We start from the raw sequence: 15,114 nt of genomic DNA on the forward strand, positions 1-15,114 counted from the left end.
CGATCCTGCGCTACGGGAGGATTCTTGCTGTCGGTCCTTACAGCAGTACCGGCGTAAACCTGAAGATACCTCGCGCTGTTAATAAAAACGCCATATCCGTTTGATGAAATATAGAATGGCGTTGGTGAATGGGTACGCCCGTTATCTTTTCCCTCATAATTATCTACATGCAAAGTCAGGATTTTACCGCGTTGCTGCACGGTTTGAAAATTTAACCCAAACCCATATAATTGTTCGTTTTTGGATAAGGGAAAATGCAGGTACGTTTTACCGTCTGTCACTTTTGCGGTTATATTGGCTTCAGCCATGGGAAATTTGGCCTGTCCCATATCTGACAGACCTTGATGGGCCGCAACAGCCCCTGACGCTTTTAACAGGTCGAAACTTTCGGGCTTACCAACAATGCCTTTCCAAATACCGGGCTCTACTTCAAGCCATTTGATATTTTGCGAATAAGCTAATAACGCGGATGTCAGAAGCAACCAACCGGTCAACAAGAATCTTAAAAATTTCATAAATAACAATATATCTGATGTTTATATCCTGCCTGAAAACGTTCCTCCGCATTTAGTTTACCTACGCAAAAAATCAACGTAATTCCTAAAATAAAATGCCTTAAAAATGCTTTAGATATCATGTAATCTCGTGTGTATCTATTAAAAATTGCTATTTCTGAACAAAATAGCTTGTCAGTTACTTACCGTAAAAGAATATTTGCCCGCCCCTGCCGCTAATACAGCCTTTCCATTTTCGAGTTTCAGAAACCTGACGCTATTGCTGTTTTTTACATTTTTACCGGATTCAGTAATAACACTCCCCGCTTTAGCAGGCAAATAAATTGTTGACCGGGTATTGGCAGGTATAACTACTTTCATCACAAATGATCGGTTAGTTTTTGTCCATTCATTAGCTATTATGCCATAGGGCGATAAAAACTTCACTTTCGCGTTTTTTACATCACCTACAGGTTCGGGCCTGATGATGATATGTTTAAAAGCAGTTGACCCGGTATCAGAAGAGATACCTCCTAAGCCGCTGTAAAACCATTCCATTAAATGGCCCAACATAAAGTGGTTGTTAGATGAGATCCTGTTACCTTGCCATGATTCGGTAAGCGATGTTGCACCCTGCGCTATCTGATAACCATATCCGGGCACATCTGAACGGTTATTCATATCAAATATAACATCAGATCGGCCCGCTTCATCTAAAACCCTCAGCAGGTACCTGTAACCTATATCCCCTGCGGTAATTCCGTTGTTATGGTTCCGGATATCATTGATCAGGTTGGCCAGCACTTTTGGTTTATCGGCATCATCGGCCAGGCCCATAAATATAGATATCGAGTTAGCTGTCTGGCTTCCTGAACCATACTGATAAGTTTGCTTATGATAAAAAGTATCGTTATAAGCCTTTTTAACTTCTGCGCTTAAAGCTTCATATTTTTTTGCATCGTCATCTTTATCAAGAATCCTGGCGATTTTCGAGATCAAAGTAAGATCGTAATAATAAATTGCCGTACTTGTAATGCCACCGGGTGTCAACTGCGAGGGGCCAAGATCCCTCGGACCAATATCATACCAATCGCCTAAGCCAAAATACAGGATATGATTTTTTGATTTCTTTTCAAGATAAGCCACGTAACGGATCATCATATCATAGCTTTCTTTCAGCACTTCTTTGTCGCCATACCACTGGTACACATACCAGGGCATAATTACACCGTTGCTGCCCCATTCGGGCGAATCACGAAAGCCACCACCAAACTGCACATATTCAGGTGCTATATCGGGGATCAAGCCTTCGCCTGTTTGTGAATGGATCATATCCCGGATCACTTTTCGACACTGGGTTGCGATATCATAATTATAGCGAATGGAACTGCCCACTAAATGAGCCTCTTCCAGCCAGCCCAGTTTTTCACGGTGCGGACAATCAGTAAAAACACTGACGGTGTTGCTCCTGATGGCCCAGTCTATCAGTTTGAATGTTTTATTAAACAACTCATTAGAACAATTGAAGGTGCCGATAGTAGCTGCCGAGTTTCTTGTGTGCAAGCTTTTGATACCGGTAATAACAGGTAAACTTGTCGTATTTTCTTTTTTATCAGGCACAGCGCCCTCAACCTGGATATACCGGAACCCGTAATACATAAATTGCGGATGCCACGCTTCTTCTCCTATGCCTTTGAGAGTATAGTTAAAATAAACCGGTGCACCAACGGCTGTCTGCAAAGCCATACCCTTATCGTCTAATAATTCGGCTGGCGTTATTTTTACTACCGCGCCGCGTTTGCCCTTTACTTTTATAAAAGGAATAGCAGACGCGTTTTGCCCCATATCATAAACCCATACCCCGGGTTTAGGTTGCGTAAGTTTTTTTACAGCGAACTCGTCACGTATTTTCAGCGGTTCTTGCTGCTGTGATTCCAGCAAAGGAGGCCCGTCAACAATTACCGCTGGTTTAAATTTATGATCATTAAAACCCGGGCTGTCCCAACCTTGCTGTGCCAGCCTGGCGTCATAATCCTCTCCGCCATAAATACTGGAGAAGGTTACCGGCCCGGGAGCAGCTTTCCAGGTGTTATCACTAACAATATTGCCAATTGTACCATCGGTATATTCAATTACGGTACGGCAAATCATTTTTGGATAACCGTATGCACTTTTAAGTTTATGATACCTGTCGCCCGGTACGTAATAAAATCCGTTACCAAGCATGACACCCAAAACGTTATCACCTGTTTTTAGTTGGCTGGTGATGTCAAAAGTAACGTATAAAGCATGTTGGGAATATTGGGTCCAACCTGGGTCTAAAAAGTGATCCCCTATTTTTTTGCCGTTTAAATTCAATTCAAATTGCCCCAATCCGGTTATAAAAACAGTAGCTTTTTTAACCCGCTTGTTTATCTTAAATTCCTTTCGAACAAGAGGTGAAATATCGTTGCTTTTATTCCACCTGCTGTCGCCGGGATTATCTATGGCAGGTACAATGCGAAGCGAATCAGGCATTTTATTATAACCTATCCATTGAGCGCCTTTCCAGTCGCCGGTATTTAATAAACCCATCTGCCATTTCGCGGGTTTACTCCATGGAGATACGTCGCCATGGTTATCCCAGACCATTACCTTCCAGTAATATGTTTTTACTGCTAAGAGTTTTTTTCCTGCAAAACCTACCTGGATCGACTCATCATACTGTGTCTTTCCCGAATCCCAAATGTTACCAATATTTTTTTGCAATAACAGTGAATCGTCGGCAACAAGCACACGATAGGCAGTTTGCAAACAATCACGTTGCTTTGATGATAATATCCATCCAAAACGGGGCTTTTGGTTTTCTAAACCAACCGGATATTGTTTGTATTCGCATTTTAATGCTGATACGCCTACCTGTCCATCAGCGTTAAAAGCAACGAAGATCAACAAGGAGAAAGCAAGGGTTTTTAAAAGAAAATTACGCGCCATTGTTCTTTAGCTTATTTTTATTGTTGCATGATTTTTACAGGCCCCATTAGACCGGAAGGTAGTAAGGGAGAATTTTTATCAAAATAATTCCAGGTAGTAAAACAGAATCGCCCTTTTGATGGTCTCGGCTTATTATTTAAAAACCAATCGGGAAATTCTTTTAAGAAATGTCCTTCCCTGTGCCCGGGTAGCCATTCGCAATCTGCAAATTCCTGTTCATCGCCTATTAGCCGGTTGGCCCAAACATTTGTAACTTCGATCACCAGTTTGTTCCCGCCGTTTTTAAGCAGACCGGCCGGTATTTTCACTGTCCAGGGTGCAGTCCACGCTACGCCAAGATCTTTATCATTGATAAAAACACGTGCAATGTTTTTTACATTGCCTAAATCAAGATAGCTGTCTGAAGTGATGGCAGTTGAACCGGCAGGAACATCAAAGTTTTTTTTATAAACCGCCATGCCGCTATAGTATTTGATACCGGGGTTTTGTTGCAAAGTCCAATCCTGCAGTGATGTAAACGTTACGGGTGCTACCGGGCCGCCCCATTTCTCATCAAATTTCACCTGCCAGTTTCCTGTAATTGTTAAAGCCTCTTTTCGGGCAGGGAAATTAGCTTCATTTACAGGAGTTGCGTTTGTAGCCTTTTTGCGAAATACAATAAAGAAACTTTGCGCTTTATCAAAATCAAGCGCTATTGTAGTGTTCACTCCTTCGGTCTTAAACTGTGGTAGATCTCGCATAGTTCCGGTTACCGGTTCCCATAATTCGGGCTGCATGCCTGTCACATTGAAGCTGCAAACCGCTGTACCCGTATTTCGCGATACGTTAGCTACAAAATATACATCTGCCTGGAGACGTTTGCGGTGGATGTGCCTTACCGTTATTTTGCCGGTAACATCTTTAGCTATAAAATCGTTTGCGGAAGGCGCTGCGATCCCTCCCCACTGCAATAAAGCCTGGCAACGGGTCCAATACTGAACCATTGCTTTGCCGGGTTCCCACCAGGTTTGTGTACGGTCGAAATGCGTGCCCCACTCTCCCATGGTTAATCCTGGTTTATATTTATCGTCCCAGGGTTGCTGTACAAACCGATGTATGACCATGCGGTTTACTCCATCACAAAAAGCAGCATCCCCGATCGGTTTTAACCACTCCGGCGTTTCATCCCATTTGGCGTCCCTCGGGTCACTGGTAAAAGCTTCCGCTTCTATGATATTTTGCCCTGACCGCCTCAAAGCAGCTACGGTGGGCACCAATTCATAAGGTGAATAGTTGCCGCCGAATGTCCAAAATTCGGTCATAACAGTACCTACATAAGGCATAACTTCATCCTGTCGCCATGGGCCACCATAAGGCTCGCATAAAAAGGTCAGGTTTGCCTCACGTAATTTTTTGGCCACAGTTGCGAAATAAACATCGCGGTACAGATCTTTAACGGTAACATCAAAATCCTTTGCAAATAAAACAGAGTCGCGCCTGTCGGTGCCGATAGTACGCCCTGCAAAAGTTGGCAGGTATGGTGTAAGATCATAGCCTCTCCGGGCAGCAAACTCTTCTTTCATTTTTGGTGTCCAGGTGGGATAACCGGCTTCATAGCTATCAAAATGAACGCTTTTAAACCCGGTGCCTACCAAATCGCCCAGATGTTTTTGAATTTCACCCACCACATGATCCATGTGAAAACTCACCGCTTCCTTACTCATTTTATCGCATTCAAGACCGGTAGCCTGCCATTGCGCCGGCTGGATCAAGGTACCTGTAGTAGTATGCCCAAACCTGTATATGATCCATTTTCCCGTAGGCACGTCCCAGTTTACCTGTCCGTTGGGCTGCATTTTACCGGTAAGGTCTATCACTTTATTTAATGGCACTACTCCATTGGCCGGGATAGCCAGTACTGCGATATCTTTATAATAGGTTTGTCTTGAGGCTATTTCCGGAATCTCCACCAACCCGGTATTGGGATTATAAACAGGATAAGGCGTGTGCCCACGCAGTTTTACTTTAGGGCGTTTTAAAACCAGGTCTATGTGCCTGTCTCCGGAAAGCGTATCTGTAGACCAGCATATCTCCTGCATTGACATTTCTGGGGAAATCCACGGACCACCGCTTGATTCATAACCAGGTCCATTAAACATCCCAAAATCCATTCCAAGCCTTTTTGACTCTTCGGCTGCATGGCGTACCAGCTTCCACCAAGGCTCTGTCCAGGAAATAAGCTCCGGAGTAGGGCTTTTATTAATATTACCGGCCCAGGGTGTAGTAACATCAGCAAGACTAAACATGGTTGTGCTGGTAAAGCCTTCCTTCTTCAGTGCCTCCAGATCTTTGGTAATGCCTTTTTTACTCAGGTTCGCTCCCATCCACATCCATAACACACCCGGACCGGCGCTTTGCGGAGGATGATTAAATACCTCTGCCGGATCTGAAGGCACCAAAGCCTCGGCCACAGGTTGAGCAGGCCGCTGTTGCGCGCTGACGTTGAAACAAATAAGATTAATTAACAGCAGGTGTAAAACCGGTTTAAATATGACAGATGGGGGCGTTTTGTAAAATAGTCTCATTAGTTATGATTAATAGCCTGATATACGTTTTGCGATTTTTAATTTAAAAAAGAGAATGGCCCACTTGGATCTTAAATTTACCGTTGACATCGGTGGGAGCACCATTTTTTGTTCCCCTTTCGATCTCCGTAAATCCTAACATGTTATGGTATTAGCAAACTTGTGTCACATCTATACCAAGCAGCTTGCCCAGCTTATTTAGTTTAGTAGCGATATGCCCTATGCCCACAGCACAATGATGTGCAGGGCCATAACTATTCCAGTCATTTACAAATTTGCGGGCCCCCAACGGAAATTTGTAGCGGCTATTGGTATTTCCTATTTCAAGAATAGGCCCGGTAACTGATTCCCCTTCGGCTACCAGCAGCATAAGCTTGCCTCCAGTCTGTTCCACTACCGACAGCAACGTAACGGGTCCGTTCTTTACCGACATCTCAACAGAAAGGCCCTTACCCACTTTGCCGTGGTATACCTGCAACGGTCTCACTTTTGTTTTTCCTTCGGCAATTGCAATATGTCCTGGCCCATCGTGTCCCATCAGTACAACATCCGCATTAAAATCCATCGCATAATATTCGGTAAAAGAGCCGCCCGCGCCAAAACTGTCCATGATCTTCATTGCTTGCGCATTTTTTATTTCGTATTCGCCGGCAACAGGTATCCCTCTGGCTGTAAGCAATGAATTGCCCAAAATTATAGAGCTGATCGTGTCTTCATTATCGAAATTGCCGGTACCCTTATAGTAATAAGCCATTGAACCTAACTGATGAATCTCAACCATTTTATCGAGCGCTACAGACGTGCGCGCCGCGCGCCGGAGCTCTTCGTCTGTACAGGAATCCGTGACCTCAAACTCCGCCTTAAACAAGTGAACCCTGTGTTCTATCTCGCCGGCGGTAACTTTTTTTCTCAGATCCGCTAATTCATCTACCTCAAGCAACTCAATATGCCCTCCAAATGTGGCGTATTGCAGCGTAAGGTCCGAATAGATATCCAACATGCCGCTATAGTAATGCCCCAGGCAGCCCAGCCTGTTAAATGCCATAATGTTGACCACCTTCGCTGCTTCCACCCATTCTTCTATCTCTTCCCAGCAAGAAGTATCGTTGTGCAGCATTCCGGTAACCTGGTGAAATCTGATACCTGTACGTGAAAAGACATTTGCAATTTCCGGCACCGGGCAGGCCGAACAATAAGCCAACCACTCCCCTGTCATCCGGGTACGGTCCGCCATCGCGTTAAACATGGTATAGTCAATGGCTCCCTGCGGCGAAAGATTTAAAATAATGACCGGTACCTTGGCCCGCTGTACTACTGGTAGTACTGTTGATGAAAGCGCATAGGTGGTAACATATAGGAAAATAATATCAACATCCTCCTTTCGGAAAGTGCTGCCTGCAGAAAAAGCTTTTCCGGGAGTATCGATCAGGCCGAGGTTTATGATTTCGGGATGAATAGCCGCCAGCTTTGCCTCTACCACAGCAAGGTAGCCTTCCAATCGCTCTTTTAATCCATCAAACTGTTCCCAGTAAGCGTCCAGGCCAATGGCAAACAGTCCTATTTTTAATGTGCTATGCTGCATGTAATATGTATATTTTATTTATTTAAAAATTACTTAACTGCTTTGATGTTATACTTAATAACCGGCACAGGTAAAATGATAATTTCCTGATTTAAGCTCATAGATCATTTGATTGTTCTCCGCTTTGATAAATTTGATATTTCCGTTATTTGAAAGCTGCCCCCCCTCATGATTCACAATTGTTAAAGGTTATAATGGTTAAAATTGATCAGAAGCGCGTATTTGCGTTGGTTTAACACTAACTGGTTTATATGTCAAAATTATCCGAATAGCATCCCTTAAATAGGTCTATTTTGATAAAACAGTTATACAAAATGATAAATGGGGTGCTTTTTTTCCGAATCGCTCTATTTTAGCCGTTATTTGTAGTATAAACACTTATTAGCAGCAACTTAAGCTGTGCAGCGATGAGCAGTATATTAAGACCATTGCCATTATGACCAATTATTGCAAATATTTACCCGTAAACCAGGATGATGAAGCATGGGGCTTAACCGTTCTTAACACAGGCTTTACGCATATTCCCCGGTCAACAGTGTATCCGAGTAAAGATCATCCGTCAAAATATTATTTTACATGGAAAAATGGTCGTGTATTACATGAATATCAGATCATTTACATTACCCAGGGGTCGGGTATCTTTGAATCGGAACATTGCAAACTCACCCAAGTGCAGGAAGGTACCATTATACTACTATTTCCGAATGAACGGCATCGTTACAAACCCGATTCAGATACCGGCTGGCATGAATACTGGATAGGAATAAAGGGGCAGATCATGGAAAATTTTATATTGAATAAATTTTTCAGTGTTCAGAAACCGATATTGAATATCGGGCTTAAAGACGCACTTTTTAATCTGTTCACAGAAATTATTAACATCACAAAAAGCGAAAAACCCGGATACCAACCACTTATCGCGGGCGCTTCTGTACATCTGCTTGGAATCATTCATGCGGAACTGAAGAAAGCTTCATTTCAGGACGGGAATAATATCCAGGTTATTATGGATAAAGCCCGTTTTTTAATGCGCGACCATATGAATCAGCACATTACGCCGGAGGAAATTGCCGAGGAGCTAAAAGTTGGCTATTCCTGGTTCAGAAAGGCCTTTAAACAATATACCGGTATGGCGCCAAACCAGTATCTCATTCAGCTAAAGATCCAGCAATCAAAAGAACTTTTATTGGTCCCTGAAAATTCAATTAAAAGCGTCGCCTATCGTTTAAATTTTGAATCGGTAACCTATTTTTCTAAATTATTTAAAATGAAGACAGGCCTCACTCCGGTTAACTACCGGAATATCGGCTTAAAGAAATATGATTGAGATCAGGCAGGGTTAAAACAGGGCCACTCACAAACAATAGTTTCTGTTTCTTAGAAGCTGTTTAAAAACGAATGGAAAGTTTTTTGTAGAGACGCATTACATGCGTCTGCCGGTGGACAAGCCAATTTAAAAGGCTTCTAATTCCGTCGGAAATTGCAAGCGGGAGACGCATGTAATGCGTCTCTACATTTAAAACAATCAAATTTAAACAGCTTCTTATTTGTTATCCTGATTGAAATAACGGATCAGTAAATCCAACTCAGGCTTGTTAATGGCTAATACAGTACCATGACGGATCCCTTCAGGTAGCTTTAGCTGAGCGGAAATTTCTGTCCAATTCTTTAAATCGGCCGACTCTACGGCTCCGTATTGATGCTCCGTATACTTGTCAAAATACACTACCCATTTATTATTTATTTTAACTGCCGTTGGCCCTTCTGCCCAGTACTTACCGGTTATTGGTTCCGAGGCTTTACTATAGCCCTTTGTAAGATATTTGCTGAATGCAACACGAATATTCTTTTCGGTTACAGGTTTTTTTGTTTCGTTTTTCAGGAACATCACATAACGGTTGCCGTCCTGCTGAATGGTAGCATCAATTACATTAAAACCGGGCTCATATAACAATAACGCCTTGGTGTAGATTTTAAAATCCCGGGTGGTAACATAATAGATGCGGTGATTTTTTTCACCTTTTTGATCCGTTTCAGGAAACCGGCCTGGGATAGTAGTAGCCCAGTAGATCATATAATTGTTATCGGCCTTGCTGTAGATAATTTCAGGAGCCCAGCAATTTTGCGCCAAGGGCTCATGCGCCATCACCGGAATAAATTGTTGTTCCGACCAATGGATCATATCAGGAGACGAAGCATAGCCAATGCCCCGCTCCTTCCAGCTCACTGTCCATGCCATATGAAAAAGTCCGTCGGGCCCTTTAATAGCACAAGGGTCGCGCATGAGCTTATCTTCTCCAACTTTGGGCGTTAAAACAGCACTGTCTTTATTTAAAGCATTCCATTTCAAGCCATCGTAGCTATACGCCAAATGCAGGCCATCTTCGCCGTTATTTTTAAAATAAGTGAAGATATAGGCCGGGGCATTCCCTATACTTTGGGCTTTTACCGGAGTCGCCAAACCAGCAAGTAAAGCAAATATCAATATTGTTATACAACGATGTATAGATTGTGATGATTTACCTATCGTATCTTTTTTTACTTTAAACGTGGGGCAATATGTTGTTATAACGGGTTATTTATTTTTAGTTTCAATTGCCTTATCACCTGAAGGAATAATCAGATCTTGAGTTTGTAACTGTGTTACTTGTTTATAAACAACAACAGGTAATGCGGCTGATAAAGGCACATCAATCTTTTCTAAATTCAATCCGGCAACATCGTCAAAAACCATAGCCGGGCGAAAGTCATCCTGCTTTAAACTTATTTTAAAATTACTGATATTGATACCCGAAGCATGCCTGGTATATAAGCCCCATGAAGGTAGTTCGCCAAACATGGTAAACTCGGGATATCCAGCAGGATTTTCCGTTACCTTGGCCAATGAATCGGTAGGAATGAAAGCTATCTCTTTTCTTGCATTGCCGCCATAGATAATCTCAATATTTTTCAGGGTTACATTTTGTACCGGGTGGCCGGGCAAACCGGTTATAGAAGCAGGCACAAGATTATGTGGGGCTACTTTGGGTGGCGGCCCCTCAACAGGGTAACCAATATCAGGCTTAGCATTAGGCACGTCGGCCTTAACATCATCAATCAAGATATTATTTATGGTACTGTACCTTTCATCCTTATTACGATGCCCCAGGCGGATAAAAATGGCATTACCTATATTTTTACCGGTAACGTGGCTGATATTTACATCTGTTAAATAAGCACCGTCTACAGTTTCCAGTGCTACGGCCGACCGGTAAGTATCATAAACAACAAGATTGCTGACGCGGATATTTTTAAAGCCGCCAAGCGAGCCGGTACCCAGTTTAAACCCACTGGCGCTTGAACGAAGTGTACAGTTCTCGACGATGATATTTTCGCAACTTTTCCCGGCACTTTCTGACTTAAGGCAGATCGCATCATCGGCAGCATTGAAGTAACTGTTGGTTATTTTTACGTTCTTTGAATCAACTACGTCAATACCATCATTGTTCCAATAAGCGGTACTCTGAACCTTCATGTTATCGATAGACACGCCATCGCAGCCATTATAACTTTGCACCCAGGCAGCCGAATTTTTAATGGTAATATCATTAACTTTTACTTGTTTACAGCCTTTAAATAAGATGATCATAGGGCGGCTATTTTCACCGGGACGCTTAAGCAGCCATTCCCTGTCGTGCATTTTACCTTCACGCAACAGCAATAAAACATTCTCCACAAGCTCACGCCCTTGCCCATCAATTATCCCCTTGCCTGTTATGGCAACATCATGCTGATTTACAGCGGAGATAAGCGGGTTACCGCTTTCACCGTAATCCATACGTTTGGTACTGCCCAGCAACATGGCGTCGTCGTCGAGATGTAAATCAACACCGCTTTTAAGCATGAGTGGTCCGGTAATAAAATTACCTGGGGGGATAATAACGCGCCCGCCCTTCTCTGCGGCAGCATCAATCGCCTTTTGAATAGCGGCAGTATTATTATAACTCAAGCTCATTTTTGCACCGTAACGCAAAATGTTAAAATCCTTTTGCGCAAAACTGTTAAGGCCGGCACAAACAAGCAGCAAAGTATACAACTGTTTTTTTATCATATATGAGATAGTAAGTTTACAAGAGCCTATAAATTAATAACCCGACCGGTTCAAGACCCTAAACCGGCCGGGCTTGTATTGGGGGTATCAATAATTAATATCCAGGATTTTGCGGAAATGAAGCACGATTGAGATCAATAACCGCCTGTGGAATAGGCCTTAATAAATGAACGGCTTTTAAGGCATTTGCGGCTTTTGCCTCGTCATTATAAGCCAGCGTACGCCGTACTAATGTTCCTGTCCTCTTCAGTTCAAGCCATCTAAACTCTTCGCCCGTCAGTTCCCTTAGCCTTTCATCCAGTATATCATCAATGGTTAAGGAGCTTACCTGCATTTCGGTAGCATACGAAAGTCCCGTATCGGGATTGTTCCCTGGTTTAGCTGCTCTTGCACGTATCGCATTAAAATATTGAAGCGCTTTGGCCGTATTACCAGCTTTAAGATAAGCCTCGGCTGCGATCAGATAGGTTTCAGCTAAACGAAACACATAGGTATCCCTCGCTCCGCCATTGTCCACATAAGCGGTAACAAATGGATCCCGGAATTTTTTAAATTGTGGGTAAGAACGCAGTCCCGCTGAAAATGGCGACGTGCGATATTCATCCGGGTTGATCACAATATATTTTTTAGCCGCTTTCTGTTCAGGCGTAAATGCAACAGCAGGATAATATAACAGCGTATCGCCAACAGCGTAAGACTTGTTGTTAAATGAACCGGCCACCTGTACGTACACTACATCATAAACATTAGCCAGGTAGCGGCTGTCGCGGGTTTTATCGAAATTGCTGAACCAATACGGGTCAAGCGCTGTAGAATTGTTGGTCTTTCCGTAAAAGGTGCTACGCCCAACCAGACCCGTATTTTGGGTATCCCACATAAAATATTGCTGCAAAGAGTTGCCTGCACTGTTGGTAGCCGCGTTCGTGCTGTACTGTACGGAGAAAATCACCTCCGGATTAACCTGGAAATTTGCTATTGAGGGATCAAACAGATCGGCATACTTTGTTTTTAAACTATATGTACCGGAGTTAATAACTGCCTCTGCCGTAGTGGCTGCCAGTTGAAAATCAGCCTGTCCGCCGCCATAACTTTTATACCCCCTTGTAAGGTAAACTTTAGCTAAAAGGTGCTGTGCAAACCCTTTGGTAACACGCCCAAAATCAGCCGTTGTAGCGGGTAAGGCCGCTATAGCATCCGTTAAATCCTGTACGATCTGGCTGTACACGTCCTTTTCCGGCGTCCGTGTAAAAATCAGGCTGATGGTAGTTGTGCGTGTTAATACCAAAGGCACATCGCCAAATGTTTCTGTGAGCAGGTAATAATAATAGGCCCTCAGTGCTTTGGCTTCGCCAACCCTCGTGTTGATAGTTGTGGCGCTACCATCTTTTACTTGTGTAGCCCAATACAGCGTGTTATTAGCAATATTGATGGCCGAGTACAGTTGTCTCAAATAACCATCCACATCGCCATTGGCAGAATTAAGATTGTTATTATATAAATTTTCACCGTTGGAGTCGTTGATGCTGGGTGTTGAAAAAGCGTCTGTTCCCAGGTAATAAAGACCTGTAAAATTGACGATACCTCTCAATGGTGCATAATTTGACTTGGTTAAGTCTTCGAAACCGGCAAAAGTATTGTAATAGGTTTCGGCTGTACGGCTCTGTGGATTGTATTCATCCGTATATTTTTTACATGCAGTGATACTGAGCAGCACCAAGGCTAAGCTGAGCACCACGTATTTTTTATTGATATATTTCATAACAGGTTATGTTAAAATGATGATCGACTATAGCGTTAAATTCAAACCGAGTATAAAGGTGCGCGTACGGAAATCCTGGTTAAGCGCAGAGTTTCCGCTCGGGTTTTCGGGATCCCATCCAATGAACTTGCTAAATATAAAAGGGTTAAAGGCGTCAACATAAATCCTCAGGTTGCTGATCTTTACCTTACTTAAGATGTTTTTGGGAATAGTATAGCCCAAAGTGATATTGCTTATTTTGGTATAAGATGAATTTTGAAACTGCGCTATCGTGTTTGCCGGATCGGAAGGGTTTACTGCTTTATTTGACCATTGGTTGCTCGGGTTAGTAGGTGTCCAATAGCTTCTGTCAAAAGCCCCGAAACGGGCCCTGTTTTGGTCGCCGTTTAACATTTGTTCCAGGAATACGCTATTTTCATAAGTACCCTGCCTGGTGTAAACCGTAAAGCTAAAATCAAAATTAGCGTAGTTAATGGTGCTGGTAAATCCCCCAAACCAATTAGGGATACCGCTGCCTAATATTTGCCTGTCGTTAGTTGCATCAATTTTACCATCGTTATTTACATCCTGAATTTTATACTGGCCGGGCTTGGCGCTATACACAGCGGCTTGTTCAGCTTCGCTGGTTTGCCATACGCCTATAATTTTATAATTATAGATCTCCCTTACTTTATAACCCAAAAACCATGCGTTGCCGATATCATTTTTACCATCTCCATATAATTGCAGAATTTTATTGCAGTTGGCTGCGAAATTAAAGTTGGTGGTCCAGCTGAACTTACTGCTGCGAACATTGACGGTATTCAAACTGATTTCAACGCCCTGGTTCCTGACTGAGCCCAGGTTGGTTGTCTGGCTCGAATACCCATTTTCGGGAGGCACCTGCTGATTGAGTATGGATCCTTTAGAGGTTTTACGATATAAATTAATGTCTAAACCAATGCGGTTTTTCCATAAACCTACTTCCATACCTGCATTATATTCGTCCGTTTTTTCCCAGGTGAGGTTTTGGTTACCGAAATTTGGTGCAAATCCACTGGCCGCTACACCGTTAAAATCATAAGGTGATTGGCCCACGGTTGCCTGGGTAGCATAAGGCCCAACAGAGGATGCGTTGCCCGACTTTCCGTAGCTTAACCGGAACTTTAATAAATTAAGTGCCTGGATGTTTTTTAAAAAAGACTCTTCGCTGGCTATCCACGCGAAAGAACCGGACGGAAAATATCCCCATTTATGACCTGGTGCAAACACCGAATTGGCATCTGCCCTGAAGGTTGCCGTAAAAAGATACCTGTTGTTGAATGTATAATTGGCCCTTCCGAAGTAAGAAGTAAGGTTTTGCTGCGAATAGCCGCTGCCAACTGTGGTTATCGGAGCTATCGCGTTCCCGTTGATGGTGATCGTTGTTGCTGAGCCCAGGTTGTACCACAGGGAACGGTAAGGCAAGCCTTGCGCGTAAATGGAAGAATAGTCCTGCTGATGATACTCAAAGGTATTACCCAGGGTAACATCAAATTTATGCCGGCCTATCACTGCATCATAGATCAGTAGGTTTTCCCAGGTATAATTGATATACTGATTGGTGCTGCTCTGACCCGATGCCGGTTTTGTGCCTGCCTGCTGTTTGGTAAAGGTATCATCATACTGTCCCT

8 protein-coding genes and 1 pseudogene are annotated in these 15,114 nt (G+C 43.1%); 1 reads left to right on the forward strand and 8 read right to left on the reverse strand.

Going from position 1 to position 15,114, the window contains the following annotated elements; translation table 11 throughout:
- From VF500_RS28350 to VF500_RS28365, 4 genes and pseudogenes are all read right to left on the reverse strand, one after another.
- A pseudogene (locus tag VF500_RS28350) lies at positions 1-515 on the reverse strand (ABC transporter substrate-binding protein); the annotation flags it as partial.
- A 174-nt stretch (positions 516-689) separates the two neighbouring features.
- Positions 690-3,467: an alpha-L-rhamnosidase gene (locus VF500_RS28355; RefSeq protein ID WP_330862875.1), complete on the reverse strand. Its 2,778-nt coding sequence runs from the start codon at positions 3,465-3,467 to the stop codon at positions 690-692.
- 17 nt (positions 3,468-3,484) lie between these two features.
- A complete protein-coding gene (locus VF500_RS28360; protein WP_330862876.1) occupies positions 3,485-6,031 on the reverse strand; it encodes a glycosyl hydrolase in 2,547 nt (848 codons plus the stop codon).
- 151 nt (positions 6,032-6,182) lie between these two features.
- Positions 6,183-7,613, reverse strand: coding sequence for an arabinose isomerase (locus VF500_RS28365; RefSeq protein WP_330862877.1), 1,431 nt, complete (start codon positions 7,611-7,613; stop codon positions 6,183-6,185).
- Positions 7,614-8,049: 436 nt separating this feature from the next.
- Here VF500_RS28365 and VF500_RS28370 point away from each other — a divergent pair, with 436 nt between their 5' ends.
- Positions 8,050-8,940 carry an AraC family transcriptional regulator gene (locus tag VF500_RS28370; protein ID WP_330862878.1) on the forward strand — a complete coding sequence of 297 codons (891 nt, stop codon included), beginning with the start codon at positions 8,050-8,052 and terminating at the stop codon, positions 8,938-8,940.
- Positions 8,941-9,156: 216 nt separating this feature from the next.
- On the opposite strand, the gene VF500_RS28375 is transcribed toward VF500_RS28370, so the two are convergent.
- The 4 genes from VF500_RS28375 to VF500_RS28390 form a co-directional block, all read right to left on the reverse strand.
- Complete coding sequence (locus tag VF500_RS28375) at positions 9,157-10,098, reverse strand: glycoside hydrolase family 43 protein (RefSeq protein WP_330862879.1); 942 nt, start codon at positions 10,096-10,098, stop codon at positions 9,157-9,159.
- Positions 10,099-10,188: 90 nt separating this feature from the next.
- Positions 10,189-11,703, reverse strand: coding sequence for a glycoside hydrolase family 28 protein (locus VF500_RS28380; protein WP_330862880.1), 1,515 nt, complete (start codon positions 11,701-11,703; stop codon positions 10,189-10,191).
- Positions 11,704-11,797: 94 nt separating this feature from the next.
- Positions 11,798-13,462 carry a RagB/SusD family nutrient uptake outer membrane protein gene (locus tag VF500_RS28385; RefSeq protein WP_330862881.1) on the reverse strand — a complete coding sequence of 555 codons (1,665 nt, stop codon included), beginning with the start codon at positions 13,460-13,462 and terminating at the stop codon, positions 11,798-11,800.
- Between the two features lie 27 nt (positions 13,463-13,489).
- The coding region (locus tag VF500_RS28390) for a SusC/RagA family TonB-linked outer membrane protein (protein ID WP_330862882.1) at positions 13,490-15,114 on the reverse strand (1,625 nt) is incomplete at its 5' end.

Origin of the sequence: Mucilaginibacter sp. (genome assembly GCF_036383575.1) — a bacterium.
Lineage (GTDB): Bacteria > Bacteroidota > Bacteroidia > Sphingobacteriales > Sphingobacteriaceae > Mucilaginibacter.